The sequence below is a fragment of the Sphingomonas lenta genome (assembly GCF_002288825.1).
In the GTDB taxonomy this organism is placed as follows: Bacteria; Pseudomonadota; Alphaproteobacteria; order Sphingomonadales; family Sphingomonadaceae; genus Sphingomonas; species Sphingomonas lenta.
Genome location: NZ_NSLI01000003.1, coordinates 728,547 through 751,084, shown reverse-complemented (window position 1 = coordinate 751,084; position 22,538 = coordinate 728,547). Strand labels below are relative to the sequence as shown.

Sequence of the window (22,538 nt, the reverse complement as noted above, 5' to 3'; positions counted from 1 at the left end):
TGCCGCACTGTTGCGCGGCTGCATCACTGATCCAGGTGAACGTCGCCCACTTAGGCGATCAACCCGCGCCAGCTCGCGACGAAGGCGCGCGCCCTGTCCGCGACCTCGCCCGCCGCCATGCCCGGCTTGTAGAGCGCGGAGCCCAGGCCGAAGCCCGCCGCGCCCGCTTCGATCCACGGCCACATATTGTCGGGCGCGATCCCGCCCACCGGCAGCACGCGCGTCGACTTGGGCAGCACGGCGCGCATCGCCTTGAGCACGGCGGGGCTCGCCCCCTCGGCGGGAAACAGCTTGAGCGCGGTGGCGCCCGCGTCGAGCGCGGCGAACGCTTCGGAGGGCGTCGCGACGCCCGGCAGCGACACCAGCCCGCGCGCGGCGCTCGCCTCAATCACGCGGGCGTCGGTGTTGGGCGAGATGATCATCCTCCCGCCCGCCGCCTCGACGTCAGCGACCGCGTCGGGCGTGAGCACGGTGCCCGCGCCGACCACCGCCCTGCCCGCCAGCGCGCGCGCCATGCGGGCGATGCCGTCGAGCGGCTCGGGCGAGTTCAGCGGCACCTCGATCAGCCGAAACCCCGCCGCGACCAGCGCCTCGCCGACGCCCTCCGCCTCTCGCGGACGGAGCCCGCGCAGGATGGCGATGAGCGGCAGCTCGGCGAAGGCGGCGTCGAAGGCGGCGAGGTGGGTCACTTGGACAGGCTCCGGATCAGCGCCATGCCCGCCGTGAAGGCGGCGACGGTGTCGATCAGATGGGCCGTGCCGCCCAGCTCCGCAACCGCGGCCCCGTAGAGCGCGCCGAGCGTCTCGTCGGACAGGATGAACGCCTCGCGCCCGCGCACGTCCGCCGAACCGACGTCGGCGCCGATCAGCAGGCCGCTGACGTAGTCCGCCGTATCCTCGCCGGCCCGGAAGCCGAGCAGCATCGCCGCGCGCGCGCCGAACAGCGCGGAGGGGAGCGGCCGGTCCTGCGCGTGGCGCACGCCCTCCAGGAACGCCGGCCCGGGCGTGATGGCGGCGGTGAGCTGCGCCGACAGGATCGAGTGCTGCTTGAGGAGGGCGAACAGCTCGCCCGTCATCAGCGTGGTGAAGCGCCCGATCGCGCCGTCCCGCATCTCGACCCATTTATTGTGCGTGCCGGGCTGCGCGACGAGCGCGGTCGGCGGCACGAGGCCCGCCGCCACCGCGCCGAACAGCTGCACCTCCTCGCCGCGCATGACGCTGGGAGCGTCCGGGTCGCGCCAAGCGACGCCCGGCACGATGGCGGTGCGGCCGGGCTCCACCCAGAGCAGCTGGCGCGCGATGTCGGCGGCGCTTGCGGGCGCGTCGGCGTATGGCGCCTCGCGCCAACCGCGGTTCGACCCCGCCATACCGGCGATCAGCACGGGCAGGTCGCCGTGCTGCGCACGGATGGAGGCGACCGCCTCCTCGTACCCCGTCCCGCCCATCTCGATGATGCCGCGGTCGTCGCGCGAGGTGGCCAGCACTTGGCCGCCCTCCATCAGATACTCGCGCCGGTTGCTGGTGCCCCAGTCGACGGCGATGAAGCGGTCGCTCATCCGATCACCAATAGGTGTAGTAGAGCGCGATCAGGATCAGCATCACGCCGACCGCGCCGATGTTGAACGACGCGGGCGTGGCGTAGCTGACGTCGTCGGTGCGGATGCGGTCGCGGCCGGTGGCGGCCGGCAGCAGGAGCGAGAGCACCACCGCCAGCGCCAAGCTGATCAGGAACACCAGCCCCATGCGGTTCATGAATGGGATGTCGGGCGCGAACTGCTTGAACAGGTAGCTGAGCACCACGGACGCGACCGCCGCGGCGATCGCGCCCGGCTCGCTCGCGCGCTTCCAGAACAGGCCGAGCAGGAAGATCACGGTGATGCCCGGCGTGAAGAAGCCCGAGAACTCCTGGATAAACTGGAACGCCTGGTCCGACTGGCCGATCAGCGGCCGCGCGGCCAGGATCGCGATCACGATCGACACCGCCGCCGCGATCCGGCCGACGAGCACCAGGTGCCGCTCGTTCGCGCCGCGCGTCTCGGCCGGGACGCCGTCCTCCGCCTCGGTCGGGATGCGCTTGGCCTTGGCGTAGAGGTCGAGCGTGAAGATGGTGGCGATCGAGTTGATCTTGGACGCGGTGGACGCGATGATCGCCGCGATCAGCGCCGAGAAGACGAGGCCCAGGAGCCCCGGCGGCAAGAGCCGCATCATCGTCGGATAGGCCTGGTCCGGCTTCTCCAGGTTCGGCGCGAGCAGCACGGCGGCGATGCCGGGCAGCACGATGATGACGGGCATGAGCAGCTTCAGGAACGCCGCGAAGATCACGCCCTTCTGCGCTTCCCCCAAGTTCTTCGCCGCCAGCGCGCGCTGGATGATGTACTGGTTGAATCCCCAATAGCTGAGGTTCGCGATCCACATGCCGCCCACCAGCACGGAGAGGCCCGGCAGGTCCTTGTAGAAGGGGTTGTCGGGCGACAGGATCATGTCGAACTTCTCGGGCGCCTCGGCCGTCAGCCGCCCGAAGCCGGCGAGCACGCCCTGCCCGCCGCTGAGCTCGTTCAGCGCGAGCGCGGAAACGACGAGGCCGCCCAGCACGAGCAACGTCACCTGCACGATGTCGGTGAGCGCCACCGCCTTGAGGCCACCGCGCAGCTGGTAGAGGAGCGCGAACAGCCCGAGGCCGATGATCGCCGCATCCTGGTTGATCCCGGCCACCTGATTGACCGCGATCGAGCCGAGCCAAATAATTGAGGTCAGATTCACGAACACGTAGAGCGCGAGCCAGAACACCGCCATCAGCGTGCGGATGTTGGGGCCGTACCGCTGTTCCAGGAACTGCGGCATCGTGTAGATCTTGTTGCGCAGGAAGATGGGCAGGAAGAACTTGCCCACGATCAAGAGCGTGGCGGCCGCCATCCACTCGTAGGACGCGATGGCCAGCCCGATCGCGTAACCCGAGCCCGCCATGCCGACGATCTGCTCGGCGGATATGTTGGCCGCGATCAGCGACGCGCCGATCGCCCACCAGGGCAGCGACTTGGACGCGAGGAAATAGTCGGACGTGTCCTTCTGGTGTCCGGCCTTCTCGCGGCTGACCCATTGCGCCAGCCCGAAGATGCCGATCGCGTAGGCGACGACGACGATCAGGTCGATGGTCGACAGGCTCATGAAACTCCCCTCCCCGCGCCGGTCCCTTCGCGCTTGGGGCGGAGGATTATAGGATAAATCGGGGCTGTCCAGCGCGCGGACGTGACAAGGTTGCGCGGATTCGTCACATTCGCGCCCGATGACGGACGGGCGGATCAACGGCGGCGGGCGCAGCAGCCGCAACCTGACATACGGCATGCTCGACAGCCTGGGCCGCGCGATCGTCACCGGCCGGTTCAGGGACCGTCCCTTCCCGACCGAGGCCGAGCTCGCCAAGAGCCACGGCGTGAGCCGCTCGGTCACGCGCGAAGCGATGAAGATGCTCGCCGCCAAGGGGCTGGTCAGCGCGCGCCCCCGCCAGGGCACCGCCGTCCGGCCGTCGGGCAGCTGGAACCTGTTCGATCCGGACGTGCTGCGCTGGCTCCTGGAGCGGCAGTTCTCGGTCGACCTGCTGCGGCACTTCACCCAGCTCAGGCTCGCGATCGAGCCCGAGGCGGCGGCGCTCGCCGCGCGCCACGCCGAGCCCGCCGACCGCGAGCTGATCCGCGCGGGGCTGGAGCGCATGGAGGCGGCCGAGCGGGGCCGGGACGACACGCTGGACGCCGACATCGCCTTCCACGTCGCGGTGCTGAACGCGTCCAAGAACCCCTTCTACGCGCAGTTCCGCGACGTGGTGGCGACGGCGCTCATGAAGTCGATCCGCTTCACCAACAGCATCAAGGGCCATTCCGCCAGCATCGCCGAGCACCAGGCGGTGCTGGACGCCGTGCTGGCGGGCGACGCCGCCCGCGCGCGCGACGCGATGCGGCTGCTCATCGCCAACGTGCTCCAGCTGATCGAGGGCGCGGAGCCCGACGGCATGGGGCAGCTCTGACGCGCCAGGGTTAACCGCGCTTCAACCCTATGCCGCTAGGCGACCATCATGGATCAGTCGCGGCCGGAGCTGGACATCAAGGAACGGGCGGTGGCCCGTGCGCGCCTCTACTCGCAATTCCTGTTCGCTCGCCAGGCGGACCATGATCAGGTGATCGAGGCCGCGACGATCCTGAACCTGCTCCTGCCGCTGACGGTCTTCGTCATCGCCGTGCTGTGCGTCGTGTTCCGTCACGAGCCGACCGCGGCGCGCGCCGTGTCCGGCTTCCTTATCATCATGACGGCCGCTTGCGTGTCGATCTGGACCCGACGGCGGCTGCCGGAGTGGCGCGTCCGGATCGCCTATGCCTTCCACACGGCGCTCGCCGGCGCGTTGGGCGTCGGCTGGTGCCTGCTCACCACCGCGGTCGCCGCGTCGGGCGATCCGGCGGCGACGATGCTCGCCTCCTGCATCGAGGTCGCGCTGGCGAGCGTGGGCGTGGTGCTCTACGCCGGGCTGCCGCTGGGCTTCCTGGCGTTCAGCGCCGCGCCGCTCGCCGGCTTGTTCTACCATATGGTCCGCACCGGCCTGCCGCCCGCGCTGGCGGCGGTGCTCATCATGGGCTTCGTGGTGATCCTGCTCGCCTCGCTCCTGGAACGCGGCCGCATGGTCGTGCTGGGCCGCGACGCCGCGCGCCGCCTGGGCGAGGCCGAGGCCGAGCGCGCGCGCGCCGAGGCCGAACGGACGGAGCAGGACACGCGCCGCCGCGAGGAGGAGCGCCGCGCCGTCGCCGCCGCCGAACGCCAGGCCGCCGAGGAGGCCGAGCGCACGCGTCGCGCCGAGCTGATGTTGCTCGGCACCCGCTTCGAACAGGGCGTGGTGGCGATCGCCGACGGGCTGGCGAACGTCGTGCCGGCGCTCGACGACTTCGCCCGCCGCCTCACCCGCATCACGGACACCGCCGTCGCCGGCGCGCGCAGCACCGCGTCGCGCGCCCGCGACATCTCGGCCGCGGTCCACGACCTCCAGGCGCGCAGCGAGTCGCTGTCCGCCGCCATCGCCGCCATCGCCGACCGCACCGCCGAACATGCCGGCCATAGCGGCCAGGCGCTCGACCGCTCCGCCGCCAGCGCCGATGCCGTGCGCACGCTGGCCGACCGCGCCGCGCGCATCGGCGAGATCGTCGACCTGATCGAGGAGGTGACCGCGCGCACCAACCTCCTCGCGCTCAACGCCACCATCGAAGCCGCGCGCGCGGGCGAGGCGGGCCGCGGCTTCGCGATCGTCGCGGGCGAGGTGAAGGCGCTCGCCGCCCAGACCGCCTCGTCCACGGTGGTCGCCCGCGACCAGGTGCACGGCATCAGCCAGAGCCTGGACGCCGCGGTCAGCGGCATCGAGGACGCCTCCGCCGACATCCGCCACGTCGCCCATATCGCCGCCGCCATCCGCACGGAGGTGGACCGGCAGAACGACCTGGCGAGCGGCATGGCGCCCGCAACCCGCTCGATCGCCGCGCACGTCGACGAGGTCCGCGACCGCATGGTGGAGATCGCCGGCGGCGCCGACGACGCCCGCGCGCTGACCAGCGGCGTCGCCGAGTCCGCGGCGCGCATCAACGCCGAACTGGAGACGCTGAAGACCGCGTCCGCCGAGTTCCTCCAGCGCTTGCGGGCGGCCTAGCGCCCCAGCTCCACCGGCTCGATCGTCCCGTCCGCCAGGTAACGCACCGGCGCGAGCGCCACCTGACGCCGTACGCCGCGATACGGCCCGTCGCCCGCCTGCCCCTCCCAGCGATGGTACGCCATCACCGTCGCGCCGGTCCGGGGGTCGGCGAAGAAGCTGTGGTGGCCGGGGCCCTTGTACCCGCCCCCGCTCCGCAGGATCGCGCCGCGGTACGTCCACGGTCCCGTCGGGCTCGGCGCGGTGGCGTAGCGGACGGAATAGTCCGACCGGTCCCAATGGCCCGAGCTGTAGGACAGGTAGTACACGCTGCCCCGCTCGTGCATCCACGCGCCTTCCGTGAAGCAGGGCGGCTGGTCGACCGGCAGCTCGCGCGCGATCGTGACCATGTCCGGCCCGAGCTCGAAGACGCGCAGCGTCGACCCGTTGCTGCCGCCCGCGTAGAGCAGACGGCGGCCCGACCGCGGGTCGACGAACACCATGGGATCGATCGCCTCGAACCCGTAGCGGCCCGATCCGGTGGGCCGCATGTCGTCCGAACAGCCGCCCGGCCGCTTCGCCCTGAAATCGTCCGAGTCCGCGCCGTCGAGCAGCGGCCGCCCGCTGTCGCGGCACGGCCCCGCGGGCGTGTCGCACACCGCGACGCCGATCTTCGCCGGGTAGGGCTCCTGCGGCCCGACCGAATAGTAGAAGTAGTAGCGCCCGTTCGCCGCCGTCATGTGCGGCGCCCAGAGCTGGCGGCGCTCCCGCGTCGGGATCCAACGTATGTCGGCCAGGCGGACCAGCGCGGGGCCCTCCGCCCAGCTCCGCAGGTCGGTCGACGACCAGCTGTGCAACCTGCCCCGCCCGCTCGTCGGGTATAGGAAGACGCGCCCGCCCTCCACCATCGCCGCCGGGTCCGCCCCCGCGAACACGGAGCCGGTGGGCAGCGCCCGCTGCTGCCCCGCCGCGCTCGACGCGAGCGCAAGGCCGAGCAGACCGGCGGCGACGCCGCGGATCACCGGGCGCGGCGGCGGCGCTGGGCAGGCACCGGCTGCACCACCGGCTGCGCCACCTTGGGCTCGCTCGCCAGGCGGCGGATCAGGTCCGCCTCCGCCTGGCGATAGGGCCGGCCGTCGGCGCGGAACACCTCGTGGAACCAGATGGTCGGCTCGTCCATCGTGTAGGGCTTCTTCCACGAATCCCAGGGCAGGCGCGTCTGCGACTTGCCGTCGACCAGGCCCCAGTTGATCATGGCGATGTTGTAGCGCTTGCCGATCGGAAGCGAGCCGTCGAACGTCGACCCGTTGCCGCGCGCCATATACTCGGTGCACAGCACCGGCCGGCCGTAGCTCAGCATCTGGCGCGCGCGGCGCTCGAACTGCTCCGGCCAGTTATAGTCGTGGAAGCTGTTGACGTCCGACTGCGTGACTTGGATGCGCTCGACCGCGTCCAGCGTCTCCATCTTGTCCCAGTTCTCGCCGATCCATAGGCCCGAGGTCAGCGGCTGGGTCGGGTTGGCCGAGCGCGCCCATTCGAACACGTCGTCCAGAAGCCCCGCGACGAGCTGCTTCTTGTTGGGCGTGGGCTTGTAGTTGCCGCCGCCCTCGTTGTTGGGCTCGTTCCACACGTCCCACGCCAGGATGCGCTGGTCGTTGGCGAAGGTCCCGACCACGTCCTTCACATAACCTTCGAACTTGCCGTACTGGGACTTGTCGGCGAGCCGCGCCGCGCCCGGCGCCTGCACCCAGCCCGAGTTATGCACGCCGGGGATGGGCGGGCGCTGCGGGCCGGCCTTGGGATCGGGGTCCCAGCAGCTGTCGAACAGCACGAACATCGGCCGGATGCCGCGGCGCTGCGCGATCGTCAGAAACTCGTTCATGCGGCGCTTCAGCCCTTCCGGGTCGTTCTCCCACAACATGTTGTGGAGGTAGACGCGCATGGTGTTCATGCCGATGGACTGGGCCCAGCCCAGTTCCTTGTCGATCTCGGCGGGGTTCCAGGTCTCCGCCTGCCACATCTCGAACTGGTTGATCGCGGACGCGTTGTTGTAGTTGGCGCCGACCAGCCAGGGCTGGCGGGCGTACCAGGCATGGGCCTGCTCCTTGGTCCACATCTCGCGCGCCTCGGCGGGCGCGGCGGCCATGGTGAGGACGGAGGCGGCGAGCGCCAGGGTCAGCTTGAACTTCATGAGGGTCACTCTCCTGCGGTGGCAGCGGCGCCGCGGCTGGTCTGGAAACGATAGACCATGATGTTGCGATAGGTCTGGCCGGGGTTGAGCCTGGCCGACGGGAACTCCGGCCGGTTGGGTGTGTCGGGGAAGAGCTGCGGCTCCATCACGATCGCATCGCCCAGCCTGTAGAGGCGCTTGGACTTGCCCACCGTGGTCGCGTCCAGGAAGTTGCCCGAATAGAATTGCAGCCCCGGCTGGTTGGACAAAAGCTCGAACGAGCGGCCCGAGACCGGGTCCTCCACGCGCGCCATCAGGTGCAGGTCGCGCGTCACCTCGCGCCCGATCACCCAGTTATGGTCATAGCCGCGGCCGAACAGGATCTGCTGGTCGGACGCCTCGCGCACCCGTTCGCCGACGGCGCGGGGCTGGCGGAAGTCGAAGGCCGTGCCCTCGACGGGGCGGAACTCGCCCGTCGGGATCGCGCCCGCGTCCGTCGGCAGGAAGGTCTGCGCCGGGATGGTGACGAGGTGGCCCATCGCGCCGCGGTTCGACCCCTCGCCGCCCAAGTTCCAATAGGCGTGGTTGGTGATGTTGACGATCGTGGGCGCGTTGGTCGTGGCGCGGTACTCGATCGTCAGCTGGTTGCGCTCGTCGAGGCTGTAGGTGCAATCCACCGTCATCTGCCCCGGATAGCCCTGGTCGTTGTCCGGGCTGACGTAGCGCATGGTGACGGACGCGGTCGGGCCCGACTTCACGTCGCGGACGGTCCAATTGACCTTGTCGAACCCTTCCGTGCCGCCGTGGAGCGAGTTTTCGCCGTTGTTGACGGGCACGGTGTAGGCGCGGCCCTCCAGCGTGAAGCGCCCGCGCGCGATGCGGTTCGCGAAGCGGCCCACCGTCGAGCCGAGATATTGCGGCTTGGCGAGATACTCCTCGATCGTGGCGTAGCCGAGCGCCACGTCGGCGGGCTGCCCCTGGCGGTCGGGCACGATCACCGACTGGATGGACGCGCCGTAGCTGATCAGCGTCGCCGACATCCCCTGGCCGTTGGTCAGCGTCACCGCCTCCACCGTGCGCCCGTCGGGCAGGCGGCCGAAGGTAGACCGCTTCGCTTCCGCCGCCAGCGCAGGTGTCGCCGCCGCCATCAGAAGCGCCGCCCCCGCAAAGCCCCAAGCTCGCATCCCATTCTCCTTGCTCATTCTTTTCCGAACTTGTGAGGTTCCACGCCCTGAACGCCGGGGTCAACCTCGAACAGCGCGCCCCCGTGCGGCTCGTCGACGCCGTCCCCGGCCGAGGTCACGAACATGCGGTCGAGCCGCTCGCCCGCGAACGCCATGCTGGTGATCTGGCTCGCGGGCAGGCGAATGTCGCGCTCGATCCTGGCGTCGGGATCGAAGCGGCTGACGCGCGATCCGCCCCAGTGCGCGATCCACAGCCCGCCCTCCGCGTCGAAGGTCATGCCGTCGGGCGTGCCCCAGGCCTCCTCGAAGCGGAGCCACAGCCGCTTGTCGTCGAGCGTGCCGTCCTCGTGCAGGCGGAAGCGATAGGTCTCGCGCCGTCGCGTATCCGTGTGGAACAGCCACCGGCCGTCCGGACTGATCGCCGGGCCGTTGGCGATGGTGTAGGGTCGATCCGCGACCGAGACGGCTCCGTCCGTGTCGACGCGGTAGAAAGCGCCCGTCGGCCGGTCGGCGGTGATCGGCATCGTCCCCGCCCAGACGCGGCCTCGGGCGTCCGCCTTGGCGTCGTTCATGCGGTTGCCGGGCGGGTGGTCGGGCAGGTCGGCGAACGGCTCGATCGCGAAGGGTTCGAGCGTCAGCGCCTTCACCCCGCTCTCCGCGCCGGCCAGGAAGCCGGGCGCATCGCGGCGCGCGACGACCCAACCCGTCATTTCCGGCAGCTCCCAATCGTCGACGCTGTCGTCCGCCAATGCCAGCCGGTTCAGCCGCCGATCGAGGATGTCGACCCAGTAGAGCGCGCCGTCGGCCGCGTGCCACAGCGGCCCCTCGCCCAGCCGGTCGCGCCGGTCGCGCCTGATGATCCGGACGTCGCTGAGCTGCGCCAATCCCGCTTCCTCTTCACGCGCCCGCCGGAACCCGGACCCGATGGTCCGGCGTTGAGACGGGCGAGCGGCGCGCTTATGGCGAATATGTCGGATAATTGTAAAGGGGAACGGTGATGGCGAAGCGCATCCGTCTGGGTCTGGTCGGCATCGGAAAAATCGCGCGGGATCAGCATCTTCCGGCCCTTGCCGCCGACGACCGCTTTGAACTCGCCGCCACCGCCAGCCGCAGCCCGCACCAGGTCGACGGCGTGCCCGGCCACGGCAGCATCGAGGAGATGATCGCTGCGGGCCACGACCTCGACGCCGTGCCGCTCTGCACGCCGCCCCAGGGCCGCCACCAGCTCGCCGCCGCCGCGATCGAGGCGGGGCTGCACGTCATGATGGAGAAGCCGCCCGCCGCGACGCTGTCGGAGGTAGAGGACCTGGCGCGCCGGGCGGAGGCCAAGGGCGTCGTCCTCTACACGAGTTGGCACTCGCGCGCCGCCGCGGGCGTCGAGCCCGCGCGCGAGTGGCTCGCCGGCAAGCAGGTGACCGGCCTGCGCATCACCTGGAAGGAGGATATCCGCCGCTGGCACCCCGGGCAGGAGTGGATCCTGGGTCCCGGCGGGTTCGGCGTGTTCGACCCCGGCATCAACGCGCTGTCGATCGCGACGCACATCCTTCCGCAAGAGCTGTTCGTGACCGAAGCCGCGTTGCGCACCCCCGAGAACCGCCATGCGCCGATCGCGGCGTCGCTCAAGCTGCGGACCGGAGGGGCGGACGGCTCGTTCGAGCTCGACTTCCTCCAGACCGGCCCGCAGACCTGGGATATCGAGGTCGACACGGACGGGGGCACGCTCAAGCTCCACGAGGGCGGCAGCAAGCTCGCGCTCCCCGGCGAGGAGCCGCGGGCGGCGGAAAACCGCGAATACCCCAACCTCTACGCCCATTTCGCCGAACTGGTCGCCGCACGGCGCTCGGACGTCGACGTACGCCCCTTGCGCCTCGTCGCCGACGCGATGCTGGTCGCGTCCCACGAGCGCGCGGAGGCGTTCACATTCTAAGGACGAGCCCCCTTCTTCCAATGTCATCCCGGGCTTGACGCGGGATCCATGCGCGGCACGCCTGTTCGCAAAGGCGCTCTCGAACAAGCGGACGCGCGTGGATGCCGGATCAAGTCCGGCATGACGAAGAGGAGTGTCACCCCCTCGCCCGCCTCCGCCAGCGCCGCGCCAGCACGGCGGCCGCGATCAGCGTGCCGCCGGGCACGATCAGCACCACCGCCGCGAGCGCGAGCGGGCTCAGCTCTTTATCGTCCATGAAACCGGCATAGCGCGTAGCCGTGAACGTCAGGTTGCGCCCCATCATCGTCACCCCAGCAAGGGTCCCAGCAAAGTGATACTTTGCTGGGTGCCCGATCGCTGGGGTCGTTGGCCGAGAACGCACCCGGCCCGAACCACGCGATCCCAGCTTACGCTGGGATGACGGAACGGGAGGGTTCGACCACCTCGTCCAGCCCCAGCCAGTCCGCCATCAGCCGCAGCTCCGCTCCGAGCTCATCGAGCGTGCGCCCCGGCGCGTGCGGCTCCAGGTGGACGGCGTGGACCAGCAACCGCCGCCCCTGCCGGTCCGCCTTTACATCGACCCGCGCGACCAGCGCCTCATCGAGCAGGAAAGGCAGCACGTAATAGCCGTGCTGGCGCTTGGCGGCGGGCGTGTAGATCTCGATGCGGTATCGGAAGCCGAACAGCCGCTCCGCGCGGTCGCGCTCCCAGACGAGCGGGTCGAACGGCGCCAGCAGCGCGCGCGTACGTACCCGGCGGGGCACGCGCGCGTCGCGATGCATGTACGCGGGCGGCCAGCCCGGCACGGCGACCGGCACGAGCACGCCCTCGTCCACCAACCGCTCGACCGCCGCGCGCCCGTCCTCCGGTCCCAGGCGGAAATAGTCGCGCAGCTCGCCGGCCGTCGCCACGCCCAGCCCCCGCGCGGCTATCTCGATCAAGGCGGCGTGCGCGTCGCGCTCGTCGGGCGTGGGCAGCGCCAGCACCGCGGCCGGGATCACGCGCTCCGTCAGGTCGTACACGCGCTCGAAGCTGCGCCGCCGCGTGCGCGTCGTGACGTGGCCCGCGTAGAACAGCCATTCCAGCGTCCGCTTGGCGTCGCTCCACGCCCACCAGCCCGTGCGGCTCGCCTCGAAGTCGGACGCGGCGAGCGGCCCTTCGGCGCGGATGCGGTCGAGCACCGCCATCGCTTGCCCCCGCCGCTCGCCCGCGAAGGCGCGCATGGAGCCGTAGCCCGCCCTGCCCTCGTCCGCGCGCTTCATGCGCCAGCGCAAGAGCGGGTGCAGCTCCAACGGCAGCAGCGACGCCTCGTGCGCCCAATACTCGAACGTGCGCCGCTTGCCCGGCGGCCCCCAGGCGGCGCGGTCGAGCAGCGCCTGGTCGTATGGACCCAGCCTGGAGAAGGCGGGCAGGTAGTGCGCCCGCGCGACCACGTTGACGCTGTCGATCTGATGCAACCCGAGCCGCTCGATATTGCGGCGGAGGTGGCCGGCGTTCACCGTCGCGGGCTTCGGCCCACCGAACCCCTGCGCCGCCAGCGCGATACGGCGCGCCTCGGCGGGACTCACTCGCGCTCCAGCCGCTCGGCGGCGCGGGCATAGTCCTCGGCGGCGCGGCGCTCGGCGGGGTTCTTGAACACGGCCGCGGGGTCGGGCGCGTCGCCCAGCGCGTGCAGCAGCGCCCACAACGCGAACCGCCGCCCCGCGTCGCGATCGGTGCCGAGCGCCACGCGGATGCGCTCCTTGCCGTCCGCCAGCGCTTCGGGAGCGAGCGCGTCGAGATCGGCCGTGCCGAAATAGCGGATGAGCAGGTCGTCCAGGTCCATGGCCCGCCCCGCCTATCGGACCCGTTCAGCCCCCCGCAAGTGGCGACCGCCCATAAGCGTCACCATATGTCACCCGTGACCCCGCTGCTCAACGACACTGCCATCCTTCCCCTGCTGCTCGCGCTGATCGTGCTGTCGATCGTCGGCTGGATCCGCGTGCCGATCGTCGCCGGGCTGGCGCGGCTCGGGTCGCTGGCGGTGGTGGCGCTGGTGCTGATCCTCGTGACGGGTCAGCGCGACCGGTTCGAGCCCTATATCGGCCGCCTGCTCGCCCCGCTCGAGCGCGACGCGCAAGCGGTCGTGGGCGAGGAGGTGCGCCTTCAAATGTCGCCCGACGGCCATTTCTGGGCCAACGTCCGGCTGGACGGCGTCGAGCGCCGTATGCTCGTCGACAGCGGCGCCACGATCACCGCCATCTCCGATCGCACCGCGCGCGAGATCGGGCTGGACGCCGCGCCCTCGCCCATCCCCGTGCTGATCCGCACCGCTAACGGCACCGTCGCCGCGCGGTCGGGCCGCGTGGACGAGCTCCGGCTCGGCAACATCAAGGCGGGCGGCCTGGGCGTGGTCGTCTCGCCCGCTTTCGGCGACGTGGACGTGCTGGGCATGAACTTCCTGTCCAAGCTCAAGAGCTGGCGCGTCGAGGGCCGCACGCTGATCCTCACCCCCAACCACCCGCAGCCGGTCACGGACGCGTAGGCCTCCCCGTTTCCCGCCCACCCCGTCTTTCAACCCGCCCCGTCACTCCACGCCACCGTCACCCCGGACTTGTTCCGGGGTCCATCGTCGTGCGCACGGCACGTGCGAGGGTGTGCACGACCGTCGGTTCCCATGCTCGCCGACGGTTCGCCCGGACAGCGATGGACCCCGGAACAAGTCCGGGGTGACGGTAATAGGGTAGTCGGGCGTCAGCGTCCCTTGAAGCCGATGGACCCGGCTTCGGCTCGCCCCTAGAAACCCGCCCCGATGGCGTCCCCCGAGCACCCCCGACCCGCCCCCTGGTGGGAGCGCGGCGTGATCTACCAGATCTACCCGCGCTCGTTCCAGGACTCGAACGGCGACGGCGTGGGCGACCTCGCGGGTATCGAGCGCCGGCTCGACCATGTCGCGTCGCTCGGCGTGGACGCGGTGTGGCTGTCGCCGATCTTCCCCTCGCCCATGGCGGATTTCGGCTACGACGTCGCCGACTACACCGGCGTCGATCCGCTGTTCGGCGACCTCGTCGCCTTTGATCGCCTGCTCCGCGCCGTGCACGCGCGGGGCCTGAAGCTGCTCCTCGACTTCGTGCCCAACCACAGCTCGGACCGGCATCCCTGGTTCGTCGAGAGCCGCGCGTCGCGCAGCAACCCCAAGCGCGACTGGTACATCTGGCGCGACCCCGGTCCGAATGGCGGCCCGCCCAACAACTGGACCAGCGACATGGGTGGCTCCGCCTGGGAGTACGACCCGTGGACGCGGCAATACTACCTCCACGCATTCCTCAAGGAGCAGCCCGACCTCAACTGGCGCAACCCGGAGGTCCGCGCGGCGATGACGGACGTACTGCGTTTCTGGTTCGACCGCGGCGTGGACGGGTTCCGCATCGACGTGCTGTGGCACATGGTCAAGGCGGAAGGGTTGCCCGACAACCCGCTCAACCCCGACTACCGGCCGGAGCTGGGCGAGAAGTTCAAGGTGCTCCAGCTCCATTCAGCGAACCAGCCGGAGGTGCACGAGATCGCGGCGAGCTTCCGCAAACTGGCGGACGACTATGGCGACCGGCTGCTCGTGGGCGAGATCTGCCTGCCGCTCGACACGCTGATGCGCTACTACGGCTCGGCCGACGCGCCGGGCGTGCACCTGCCCTTCAACTTCCAGCTGATGGACACGCCCTGGCGCGCCGATGCGCTGCGCCAGGTCATCGCATCCTACGAGGCCGCGCTGCCGCCGGGTGGCTGGCCCAACTGGGTGATGGGCAGCCACGACGCCCCGCGCATCGCAGCCAAGCTCGGCGAGGCCCAAGCGCGCGTCGCGGCCATGCTGTTGTTGACACTCCGCGGCACCCCCACGCTCTACCAGGGCGACGAAATCGGCATCGGCGAGGTCGCGATCCCGCCCGACCGCGTCCACGACCCGCAGGACCTGCGCCAGCCCGGCCTCGGCTTGGGCCGCGACCGCTCGCGCACGCCGATGGCGTGGGACGCGGGCCCGAACGGCGGGTTCAGCGACGCCGAGCCCTGGCTGCCGCTGCATCCCGATTGGGCGACGCGCAACGTCGCCGCGCAAGAGGGCGAGCGCACGTCGATGCTGAACCTCTACCGCGCGTTGCTTGCGCTCCGGCGCGCGCGCGAGGCCCTATCGATCGGCGACGTCTCGCTGCTCGACGCGCCCGACGGCGTGCTCGACTATGAGCGCTCGCACGGGGCCGAACGGCTGCGCATCCTGCTGAACCTCACGGGGGACCGCATCGCCGTCCCCTGGCGCGGCGAGCCGCTGCTGTCGACGCTGGGCGGCGATCCGGAGCCGGGCATGCTCCGCGCCGACGAGGGGCTGGTGATCGCGTGAAGGTCGCCATGTTGGCATCCATCTCCTGGCGCACCCCGCCGCGCCACTACGGCCCGTGGGAGCTCGTCACCAGCCTGCTCACCGAGGCGCTGGTCGCGCGCGGGGTCGACGTGACGCTGTTCGCGACGCTCGACAGCCTCACCGCGGGCAAGCTCGACGGCGTGGTGCCCGCTCCTTACTCCGAGGACCCGTCGATCGACGCCAAGGTCTGGGAGTACCGCCACCTCGCGCACCTGTTCGCGCAGGCGCACAGCTTCGACGTCATACACAACCAGGCCGACTTCCCCGCCCACGCCTTCGTGCCGCTGGTGAAGACGCCGGTGGTGACCACCATCCACGGCTTCGGGTCCGAGCGCATCCTGCCGATGTACGCGCCGTTCCAGGACCGCGTTCATTACGTCGCGATCAGCGAGGCCGACCGGCACCCGTCGCTCCGCTACGCCGCAACGATCCACCACGGCATTCCGCTCGACGACTTCCCCTTCGACCCGGTCGGCAGCGACGACCTCCTCTTCTTCGGCCGCATCCACCCCGACAAGGGCGCGGCCGAGGCCATCGCCGCCGCGCGCGCGAGCGGGCGCCGGCTCCACATGTACGGCGTGGTCCAGGACCAGAGCTACCACGACCGCGAGGTCGCGCCCGCGAACGACGGGATGGACGTCAGCTACCACGGCCCCGTCGGCGGCGAGGCCCGCGTCCGCGCGCTGGGCTCGGCACGGGCGCTTCTCCACCTTATCAACTTCGACGAGCCGTTCGGCCTGTCGGTGGTCGAGGCGATGGCGTGCGGTACCCCCGTCATCGCCACGCGCCGGGGCTCGATGCCCGAGCTGATCGAGCACGGCGTCACCGGCTTCCTCGTCGACAGCCCGGACGAGGCGGTCGCCGCGATCGAGCGCGCGGGCGACCTCGACCGCGCCGCCTGCCGCGCCCGCGTCGCCGAGCGGTTCAGCGTCGATCGAATGGCCGACGACTATCTCGCGCTCTACCGGCGCATCCTCGGCTAAAACGCCTGACAGCTTCGGGTCAGGCTACCCTCTCGTCACCCCGGACTTGTTCCGGGGTCCATCGCTGTCCGGGCGAACCGCTGGCGAGCATGGGGCGGACGGTCGTGCGTAACCCTCGAACGGATTACGCGCACGACGATGGACCCCGGAACAAGTCCGGGGTGACGTGAGACGAGGGGGTATTCGATGTCGAGAATAAACATGGCTCAAGCGTCCGGCCGGAACGCGTAGAGGCGCGTCGGCAGCGACGCGGGCGCGGTGGACTTAAACCAGTTGGTGTCCTGGATGCGGCTCGCCGTCACGTAGATCGTCCCGTCCGGCCCTTCGGAGAAGGTGTCGGGCCAGCGTAAGCGCCGGTCGGTCAGCACCATCTCTACCCCGTCGCCCACGAGCTTGGTCACCGAGGAGTCACCCGGCGAGGTGATGTAGAGCGTACCCGACCGGCTCATCCACAACCCGTCCGCGACGTGCGTCTCCGCCACCTTGCGCATGCCCGCCGCGCACTTCGCCGCGGGCACGTCGGGCCGCAGCAACTCCGTGTCGATCGCGTAGAGCGTGCGGCCCGTCAGCGCCTGCCAGTAGAGCGTCCCGCCGTCGTTCGAGATCGCGATCCCGTCCGCGGCGAAGAAGGGTTGGCGGCCGTCGGGCCGGCGAAGCGGCTTGCCGTCGATCTTCACCACCACGTCGCCCTCGGGCTGCGTGCTCGGATGCCCGTCGAGCGCGCGGAACGCCTCTCCCGTCTCCAGATCGACGACGATGATCGCGCCCCTCGCCCCGGAGTCGGTGATGTACCCCGTCCGCCCGTCGGGCGAGAAGCGGATGTCGTTGAGGTATGTCCCCTGGAGCGCCACGTCGCCCGGCATCGGGATTACCTTGGTCACCCGGTCGGTCGCGAGCTCGACGCGCACCAGCTTGGGCGCGCCCTCCAAGATGCGCTCATTGCCGGGCGCGCCGGGGTCGAGCACCCAGAGATGGCCGTGGCCGTCGGGCACGATCGACTGGACGCAGACGAAGTGCTCAGCAACCGGCAGCTCCGTCGCCTTCTCGTTGCGCCACGCGTTCCACTTCGCGTCCGGATAGGGCCGCAGCCGCCCGTTCGGCAGCAGCTCCGCCACCGAGATCGGCGCGTCGTCCGTCCAGCGCGGGAAGTTGACGAACAGCCGCCCGTCCGCCGTCGCCGCGACGCCCGTCACCTGATGGTTGAACCGCGCCACCTCCTCGAGCCGCCCGGAGACGCGCGATCGGGCGAAGGCGGCCGCGGCGGCGCCCGCGCCGGCGAGCGTCAGAACGGTGGCGAGCGTCTGCTTCTTCATGGGTGGTCCTCGACCTTGATCGAGGCGAAACCGTTCGAAGCAGGGTTCGTTGCGCCGGGTGTCAGCCCACCCGCAACATCTCCGTCACTCAAACCAGGGCGCGCGGGAAGCGGGAATGGCGGAGCGGGAGGGATTCGAACCCTCGATACGGTTTTGCCGTATACTCACTTTCCAGGCGAGCGCCTTCGACCACTCGGCCACCGCTCCGCAAGATGAGGCCTGGAAGGCGTGCGCCCTAGCCGCGCCCGCGCCCGCGCGCAAGCGGGGCGGTTGCGCGTAGGCCACGTGCGGGGCAGCATGGGGCATGCTCAGCCTGCTCCTCGCCCTCGCGCTCTCCCCCGAACCTCCCCAGGCCGCGGCCGTCCAGTCCTCCGGCCGCGTCGCGCCGGACAAGCGTGCGCCGTCCGAGATCGTCGCCGCCGCGCCCGCGTCCGATTGGGTGACGATCCGGCCCGACGACCTCATCGTCATGGAGCTCGCGCCCGATACGACGGGGCGGCCGCGGCGCGTGGTGATCCAGCTCGCGCCGCCGCCCTTCGCGCAAGGCTGGGTCGCGAACATCGGCACGCTCGCCAAGGCGCGCTGGTGGGACGGGACCAGCGTCAACCGGGTCCAGGACAACTATGTCGCGCAATGGGGCGACGCCTCCGAGAAGAAGCCGCTGCCGCCCGGGCTGAACAAGGTGGCGGAGAGCGAGTACGAGATGCCGTTCCACCCCGGCCTGTTCCCGAACCTCTGGTCGAACGGGGCGATCGTGCCCGTTCCCGCCCGGTCCTCGAACGCCGCTGCCGCGCGCGCACCGAAGCTCGCCGATCCCTATGCCGAGCATTACACCTTCGTCGGCGGCATGCCGTTCGCGATGACGATGAAGGGGACCGCGCCCGACCGCGTCTGGCCCGTCCATTGCTACGGATCGGTCGGCGTCGGGCGCAACCTGTCGCCCGACACCGGCACGGGCGCGGAGCTCTACGCGGTGATCGGCCACGCGCCGAGGCACCTGGACCGCAACATCGCGGTGGTCGGCCGCGTGGTGGAGGGGATCGAACACCTCTCCTCGCTGCCGCGCGGGACGGAGGCGCTGGGCTTCTATAGGACGGCGGCCGAGCGCATACCTATCCGCTCCATTCGCCTCGCCAGCGACCTTTCACAAGCCGAGCGCCCGCGCTTCCAATACCTCTCCACGGAGAGCGCGAGCTTCGCGGCCTATGCCGACGCGCGCGCGAACCGGCGGGACGCGTTCTTCATCCGGCCCGCGGGCGGCGCGGACGTGTGCAACCTGCCGGTGCCGGTCAGGCGCGCGCCTTAGCCGCGCCCCACCCAGTCCGCGACCTGCGCCGCGACCTGGTTCGCGGCATCGTTGAGCGTCAGCCCGGCCGTCTGCGCGTCGATCTCGCCCTGTATCGGCACGCGCGCCTCGAAGCGGCGCTTCTCGACCGCCTGCGCCTCACCGCGCACGATCTGGGCGTCGAACGTCACCACCGCCTCGCGCGTCGTCGCGTCGAGCCCGAAGTGGCGGAGCTCGCCGCCGAGCCTGGTGCCAGGATCGGTGAGCGCCTGGCCGTTCCCCAGCACCACGCGCCCCGTGCGCGCCGCGATCGTGTCGCCGAGCAGCCGCGCGAAGAGCCGCGCCGGTTGCTCGGTCCACTGCGCCTCCTCGACATAGGCGATGGTGGTCGGCGTCGACTGCACGGGCACGCGCGTGGTGCTAAGCGATTGCGGCGTGGTCAACGACAGGACGGTGACGGCGCTGCCGCCCTCCGCGCGCCTGACCTCGCCGACGGGCAGCTCGGCGCGCGTCTCGAGCGTGAGCAGCGCGGGCGGCGGCTCCGCGCCGAAGCTGATGCAGCCCGCCAGCGGCAGCGCGGCCAGGAACGTGATGGCGTGTCGCATGGCTGTCCTCACTTGCCCTTGTAATCCGGCAGCTTCTGCTGCCCCACGAGCGACCCGGCACCGCCCTGCTCCACGCGCTCGGCGATCTGCGCGAACGCTTCACTCGTCCGCCGGAGGTCGCGGACGAGCAGGCCCACCTCCGGAATGGTCTGCTTGGAGAAGGCCTGGAGCCCCGGCCGGGCGTCGCCGATCGCCTCGCCCAGCGCGTCCGCGGAGCGTTGCGCCGAATTGATAGTGCGGTTGAGGTTGGCGATCGTCGGCTGCACGTCATTGGCGAGTACGCGGTCGGCCGTGTCGGCCAGCTCGCCCACCTGCTGCGCGGCATCACCCGCCTGCCGCACGGCAAGCCGCGTCTGCGCCAGCGTCTCTGCGATCTCCGGCCCGCGGTCGGCGAGCGCGTCGGTCAGCCGGTCGGTGTTCTCCAGGATGCCCGCCACCGACGCCTGGTTGCGGTCGGTGAGCAGCCCGGTCAGCCGGTCGGTCAGCGTCGACAGCCGCTCGAGCAGCTGCGGCGCGGAGTTGAGGATCGCCGCCACGCCGCCCGGCCGCGTCGGGATGACGGGCACGCCGTACGGGCAGACGCGCTGCGGGTTCTCCTCGGGGCAGACGATCGGCGGGGCGCCGCGCCGCGCGCCGTCCAGCGTGATCTGGCTGACGCCCGTGAAGCCGACGCCAGAGATCGACGCGGTGGTGCCTTGCAGGATCGGCGTCTCATCGTTCACGCGGACGCGCACGCGCACGTATTGCGGGTCGGGCCGCCACAGCGCGATCTCCTCCACCTGCCCGATAGGCACGCCCGCGAACGTCACCGCCGACCCGCGCGCCAGGCCCTCGACCGATTGACGAAAGAAGATGTCATACTCTTTCTCGTCCGCGCCGCCGAGCCTGGCGATCCACACGGTGAACAGCGCCAGGAGCGCCAAAAGGATCAGCACGACCGCGCCGACGAGCACGTGGTTGGATCTGGTCTCCATCAGCTTGTGGTCCTTGCTTGGGCCGCGTGCTGCGACTGCACGGCCGCGCGCCCGCGCGGGCCGCTGAAATACTCGGCGATCCAGGGGTGGTCGGTGGCGATCAGCTCGTCGATCGTGCCGATCGCGATGACGCGCTTGTCCGCCAGCACCGCCACCCGGTCGCAGATCGCGTGGAGGGTGTCTAGGTCGTGGGTGATCAGGAACACCGTCAAGCCCAGCGTCCTCTGGAGCGACCTGGTGAGCTCGTCGAAGGCGGCCGCGCCGATCGGGTCGAGGCCGGCGGTCGGCTCGTCGAGGAACAGGAGCTCCGGGTCGAGCGCCAGAGCGCGCGCGAGCCCCGCGCGCTTCTTCATGCCGCCCGACAGCTCGGCCGGGTATTTGGGACCAGCGTTGGGCGGCAGGCCCGTCATCACGACCTTGTACGACGCGATCTGGTCGGTGAGCGCCGGGTCCATGTTCGGGTAGAACTCGCGCAGCGGCACCTGGACGTTCTCGGCCACTGTCAGCGTGGAGAAGAGCGCGCCGCCCTGGAACAGCACGCCCCAGCGCTTGCGGATGTCCACCGTCTCCGTCTCGTCGCGGCCCAGCGTGGGCTCGCCGAACACGGTGATCTCGCCCGCCGTCGGCTGTTGCAGCCCGATGATCGAGCGCATCAGCACCGACTTGCCCGTGCCCGATCCGCCGACCACGCCCAGTATCTCGCCCCGGCGCACGTCGAGATCGAGGCCGTCGTGGATCATCTGCTCGCCGAACTGGTTGCGTAACCCGCGCACGCGGATGATCGGTTCGTCGGATCGCGCCATCAGTTCCACCCGAGCCAGGTGAAGAACACCGCGAAGAATGCGTCGAGCACGATGACGAGGAAGATCGCCTGCACCACCGCCGCGGTCGTGCGGCTGCCGACCTGCTCGGCGTCCGATTCGACCTGCAGCCCCTGGAAGCAGCCCGCGATGGCGATGATCGCGCCGAACACGGGTGCCTTGATCAGGCCGACATAAAGGTCGGTGATCGGCACCACCTCGCGGATGCGCTGGATAAAGGTGATGGGCGGGATCTCCAGCGTCGCCCAGCTCAAGAGCGCGCCGCCGATCAGCGCGATCATCGACGAGTAGAAGCCCAAGAGCGGCATCAGCAGCACGGCGGCCAGCACGCGCGGCACCACCAGCGCCTCCATCGGCGACACGCCGATGGTGCGCATCGCGTCGATCTCCTCGGTCAGCTTCATGGTGCCGAGCTGCGCGGCGAAGGCGGAGCCCGAGCGTCCGGCGACCATGATCGCGGTCATCAGCACGCCCATCTCGCGCAGCGTGAGCCGGCCGACGAGGTTGATCGTGAACACCTCCGCGCCGAATTGGCGAAGCTGCACCGCGCCCTGTTGCGCGATGACCATGCCGATCAGGAAGCTCATCAGCCCGATGATGCCGAGCGCGGACACGCCCACCACCTCGAACCGGTGGACGACGGCGTTGAAGCGGAAGCGGCTAGGGTGGCGGGCGACGTTGAGGAAGGCGAGCGTGGTCGCGCCCAGGAAGCCCAGGAGGCCGTGGAGCGTGTGGAACGCGGTGGCGACCGCCTGCCCCACCTCGCCCAGCACGCGCGTGAGCGGGTTGACGTGCTCGGGCCGCATCGCGACGGGCTGGTCGGCCTGCTCCACTTGGTCGAGCAGGTGGCGCTTGTCGGCGTCGAGCCCGCGGATCTCCGCGCCGCTCTTGGCGGCGAAGCGGTGCACGACCCAGGCCCCGACGGTGTCGAACCGGCCGACGCCGGACAGGTCGAGCACCGTGGCCGTGCCGTCGAAGGCGTTCAGTCGATCCGGCAGCGTACCCAGGCGCGACAGCGACAGGTCGCCGGTGAAGCGCAGCGTTCCCCCGTCGGCTGCGGAAAAGTCGGCTGGACCGCTCATGCGATCGTTTCCATGCGGGAAATGACGCGCCGCGGCAAGACAGAGGAGGTTGGGCTAGGGATAGGCCCGCCCCACCCGGGGACGATCGTCGCCACCTCCGGCTTCCTCCGCCCTCGTCACCCCGGACATGGGACCCCAGCAAAGTACTA

Annotated in this window: 21 protein-coding genes and 1 tRNA gene; 7 read left to right on the top strand and 15 right to left on the bottom strand. The window is 70.6% G+C overall.

The window, feature by feature from the left end:
* Positions 1–50: 50 nt before the first annotated feature.
* The 3 genes from CKY28_RS10815 to CKY28_RS10805 are packed head-to-tail and all read right to left on the bottom strand — an operon-like array spanning position 51 to position 3,164.
* Positions 51–689, bottom strand: coding sequence for a 2-dehydro-3-deoxy-6-phosphogalactonate aldolase (locus tag CKY28_RS10815; RefSeq protein WP_095998316.1), 639 nt, complete (start codon positions 687–689; stop codon positions 51–53).
* Positions 686–1,555 (bottom strand): 2-dehydro-3-deoxygalactonokinase, encoded by an 870-nt coding sequence (locus tag CKY28_RS10810; protein WP_095998315.1) that lies wholly within the window; start codon positions 1,553–1,555, stop codon positions 686–688. Before CKY28_RS10810 ends, CKY28_RS10815 begins: the two co-directional genes overlap by 4 nt.
* 4 nt (positions 1,556–1,559) lie before the next feature.
* The gene (locus CKY28_RS10805; RefSeq protein WP_095998314.1) at positions 1,560–3,164 is read right to left on the bottom strand and encodes a sodium/sugar symporter; all 1,605 of its coding nucleotides are present in this window, start codon (positions 3,162–3,164) and stop codon (positions 1,560–1,562) included.
* A gap of 118 nt (positions 3,165–3,282) precedes the next feature.
* Between CKY28_RS10805 and CKY28_RS10800 the strand changes: the two genes are divergently transcribed.
* Together CKY28_RS10800 and CKY28_RS18280 are read left to right on the top strand one after the other, a co-directional pair.
* Complete coding sequence (locus tag CKY28_RS10800; protein ID WP_095998313.1) at positions 3,283–4,017, top strand: FadR/GntR family transcriptional regulator; 735 nt, start codon at positions 3,283–3,285, stop codon at positions 4,015–4,017.
* A 48-nt stretch (positions 4,018–4,065) separates the two neighbouring features.
* Positions 4,066–5,676, top strand: coding sequence for a methyl-accepting chemotaxis protein (locus CKY28_RS18280; protein ID WP_141243911.1), 1,611 nt, complete (start codon positions 4,066–4,068; stop codon positions 5,674–5,676).
* On the opposite strand, the gene CKY28_RS10790 is transcribed toward CKY28_RS18280, so the two are convergent.
* From CKY28_RS10790 to CKY28_RS10775, 4 genes are read right to left on the bottom strand one after another with little or no spacing between them, the layout of a single operon-like run.
* Positions 5,673–6,677 carry a family 43 glycosylhydrolase gene (locus CKY28_RS10790; protein ID WP_095998312.1) on the bottom strand — a complete coding sequence of 335 codons (1,005 nt, stop codon included), beginning with the start codon at positions 6,675–6,677 and terminating at the stop codon, positions 5,673–5,675. The genes CKY28_RS18280 and CKY28_RS10790 overlap by 4 nt on opposite strands.
* Positions 6,674–7,846, bottom strand: coding sequence for an endo-1,4-beta-xylanase (locus CKY28_RS10785; RefSeq protein WP_095998616.1), 1,173 nt, complete (start codon positions 7,844–7,846; stop codon positions 6,674–6,676). Before CKY28_RS10785 ends, CKY28_RS10790 begins: the two co-directional genes overlap by 4 nt.
* Positions 7,847–7,851: 5 nt before the next feature.
* Positions 7,852–9,009, bottom strand: a complete 1,158-nt coding sequence (locus tag CKY28_RS10780; RefSeq protein WP_245841778.1) for an aldose epimerase family protein — start codon at positions 9,007–9,009, stop codon at positions 7,852–7,854.
* 14 nt (positions 9,010–9,023) lie between these two features.
* Positions 9,024–9,893 carry an SMP-30/gluconolactonase/LRE family protein gene (locus CKY28_RS10775; protein WP_245841776.1) on the bottom strand — a complete coding sequence of 290 codons (870 nt, stop codon included), beginning with the start codon at positions 9,891–9,893 and terminating at the stop codon, positions 9,024–9,026.
* A gap of 113 nt (positions 9,894–10,006) precedes the next feature.
* Between CKY28_RS10775 and CKY28_RS10770 the strand changes: the two genes are divergently transcribed.
* Positions 10,007–10,936, top strand: a complete 930-nt coding sequence (locus CKY28_RS10770) for a Gfo/Idh/MocA family protein (protein ID WP_095998310.1) — start codon at positions 10,007–10,009, stop codon at positions 10,934–10,936.
* Positions 10,937–11,343: 407 nt separating this feature from the next.
* Here the strand turns inward: CKY28_RS10770 and CKY28_RS10765 are convergent, their stop codons facing one another.
* Both CKY28_RS10765 and CKY28_RS19110 read right to left on the bottom strand, forming a co-directional pair.
* On the bottom strand, positions 11,344–12,504 hold the full coding sequence (locus CKY28_RS10765) for a winged helix-turn-helix domain-containing protein (RefSeq protein ID WP_245841774.1): 1,161 nt from the start codon (positions 12,502–12,504) through the stop codon (positions 11,344–11,346).
* Complete coding sequence (locus CKY28_RS19110; protein WP_245841772.1) at positions 12,501–12,761, bottom strand: hypothetical protein; 261 nt, start codon at positions 12,759–12,761, stop codon at positions 12,501–12,503. The genes CKY28_RS10765 and CKY28_RS19110 overlap by 4 nt, the downstream gene beginning before the upstream one ends.
* A gap of 75 nt (positions 12,762–12,836) precedes the next feature.
* Between CKY28_RS19110 and CKY28_RS10760 the strand changes: the two genes are divergently transcribed.
* From CKY28_RS10760 to CKY28_RS10750, 3 genes are all read left to right on the top strand, one after another.
* Complete coding sequence (locus CKY28_RS10760) at positions 12,837–13,460, top strand: retropepsin-like aspartic protease family protein (protein ID WP_425442502.1); 624 nt, start codon at positions 12,837–12,839, stop codon at positions 13,458–13,460.
* Between the two features lie 267 nt (positions 13,461–13,727).
* Positions 13,728–15,305: an alpha-amylase family glycosyl hydrolase gene (locus CKY28_RS10755; protein WP_095998307.1), complete on the top strand. Its 1,578-nt coding sequence runs from the start codon at positions 13,728–13,730 to the stop codon at positions 15,303–15,305.
* On the top strand, positions 15,302–16,309 hold the full coding sequence (locus tag CKY28_RS10750; RefSeq protein ID WP_095998306.1) for a glycosyltransferase family 4 protein: 1,008 nt from the start codon (positions 15,302–15,304) through the stop codon (positions 16,307–16,309). The genes CKY28_RS10755 and CKY28_RS10750 overlap by 4 nt, the downstream gene beginning before the upstream one ends.
* 206 nt (positions 16,310–16,515) lie before the next feature.
* Here CKY28_RS10750 and CKY28_RS10745 read toward each other — a convergent pair whose 3' ends face one another.
* Both CKY28_RS10745 and CKY28_RS10740 read right to left on the bottom strand, forming a co-directional pair.
* A complete protein-coding gene (locus CKY28_RS10745) occupies positions 16,516–17,622 on the bottom strand; it encodes an L-dopachrome tautomerase-related protein (RefSeq protein ID WP_095998305.1) in 1,107 nt (368 codons plus the stop codon).
* Between the two features lie 116 nt (positions 17,623–17,738).
* A tRNA-Ser gene (locus CKY28_RS10740) sits at positions 17,739–17,829 on the bottom strand.
* A 97-nt stretch (positions 17,830–17,926) separates the two neighbouring features.
* Between CKY28_RS10740 and CKY28_RS10735 the strand changes: the two genes are divergently transcribed.
* Complete coding sequence (locus CKY28_RS10735; RefSeq protein WP_095998304.1) at positions 17,927–18,928, top strand: peptidylprolyl isomerase; 1,002 nt, start codon at positions 17,927–17,929, stop codon at positions 18,926–18,928.
* Here the strand turns inward: CKY28_RS10735 and CKY28_RS10730 are convergent.
* The 4 genes from CKY28_RS10730 to CKY28_RS10715 are packed head-to-tail and all read right to left on the bottom strand — an operon-like array spanning position 18,925 to position 22,389.
* Positions 18,925–19,512 carry an ABC-type transport auxiliary lipoprotein family protein gene (locus CKY28_RS10730; protein ID WP_095998303.1) on the bottom strand — a complete coding sequence of 196 codons (588 nt, stop codon included), beginning with the start codon at positions 19,510–19,512 and terminating at the stop codon, positions 18,925–18,927. The genes CKY28_RS10735 and CKY28_RS10730 overlap by 4 nt on opposite strands.
* A gap of 8 nt (positions 19,513–19,520) precedes the next feature.
* Positions 19,521–20,486, bottom strand: coding sequence for an MlaD family protein (locus tag CKY28_RS10725; protein ID WP_095998302.1), 966 nt, complete (start codon positions 20,484–20,486; stop codon positions 19,521–19,523).
* A complete protein-coding gene (locus CKY28_RS10720; protein WP_095998301.1) occupies positions 20,486–21,289 on the bottom strand; it encodes an ABC transporter ATP-binding protein in 804 nt (267 codons plus the stop codon). Before CKY28_RS10720 ends, CKY28_RS10725 begins: the two co-directional genes overlap by 1 nt.
* Positions 21,289–22,389 (bottom strand): ABC transporter permease, encoded by a 1,101-nt coding sequence (locus CKY28_RS10715; protein ID WP_095998300.1) that lies wholly within the window; start codon positions 22,387–22,389, stop codon positions 21,289–21,291. The genes CKY28_RS10720 and CKY28_RS10715 overlap by 1 nt, the downstream gene beginning before the upstream one ends.
* Positions 22,390–22,538 lie beyond the last annotated feature (149 nt).

Coding starts and splice junctions, on each gene's coding strand:
- CKY28_RS10755 (WP_095998307.1), top strand. CDS start 13,728: ATGGCGTCCCCCGAGCACCCCCGACCCGCCCCCTGGTGGGAGCGCGGC.
- CKY28_RS10730 (WP_095998303.1), bottom strand. CDS start 19,512: ATGCGACACGCCATCACGTTCCTGGCCGCGCTGCCGCTGGCGGGCTGC.
- CKY28_RS10735 (WP_095998304.1), top strand. CDS start 17,927: ATGCTCAGCCTGCTCCTCGCCCTCGCGCTCTCCCCCGAACCTCCCCAG.
- CKY28_RS10770 (WP_095998310.1), top strand. CDS start 10,007: ATGGCGAAGCGCATCCGTCTGGGTCTGGTCGGCATCGGAAAAATCGCG.
- CKY28_RS19110 (WP_245841772.1), bottom strand. CDS start 12,761: ATGGACCTGGACGACCTGCTCATCCGCTATTTCGGCACGGCCGATCTC.
- CKY28_RS10800 (WP_095998313.1), top strand. CDS start 3,283: ATGACGGACGGGCGGATCAACGGCGGCGGGCGCAGCAGCCGCAACCTG.
- CKY28_RS10805 (WP_095998314.1), bottom strand. CDS start 3,164: ATGAGCCTGTCGACCATCGACCTGATCGTCGTCGTCGCCTACGCGATC.
- CKY28_RS10780 (WP_245841778.1), bottom strand. CDS start 9,009: ATGCGAGCTTGGGGCTTTGCGGGGGCGGCGCTTCTGATGGCGGCGGCG.
- CKY28_RS10810 (WP_095998315.1), bottom strand. CDS start 1,555: ATGAGCGACCGCTTCATCGCCGTCGACTGGGGCACCAGCAACCGGCGC.
- CKY28_RS10720 (WP_095998301.1), bottom strand. CDS start 21,289: ATGGCGCGATCCGACGAACCGATCATCCGCGTGCGCGGGTTACGCAAC.
- CKY28_RS10785 (WP_095998616.1), bottom strand. CDS start 7,846: ATGAAGTTCAAGCTGACCCTGGCGCTCGCCGCCTCCGTCCTCACCATG.
- CKY28_RS10745 (WP_095998305.1), bottom strand. CDS start 17,622: ATGAAGAAGCAGACGCTCGCCACCGTTCTGACGCTCGCCGGCGCGGGC.
- CKY28_RS10715 (WP_095998300.1), bottom strand. CDS start 22,389: ATGAGCGGTCCAGCCGACTTTTCCGCAGCCGACGGGGGAACGCTGCGC.
- CKY28_RS10725 (WP_095998302.1), bottom strand. CDS start 20,486: ATGGAGACCAGATCCAACCACGTGCTCGTCGGCGCGGTCGTGCTGATC.
- CKY28_RS18280 (WP_141243911.1), top strand. CDS start 4,066: ATGGATCAGTCGCGGCCGGAGCTGGACATCAAGGAACGGGCGGTGGCC.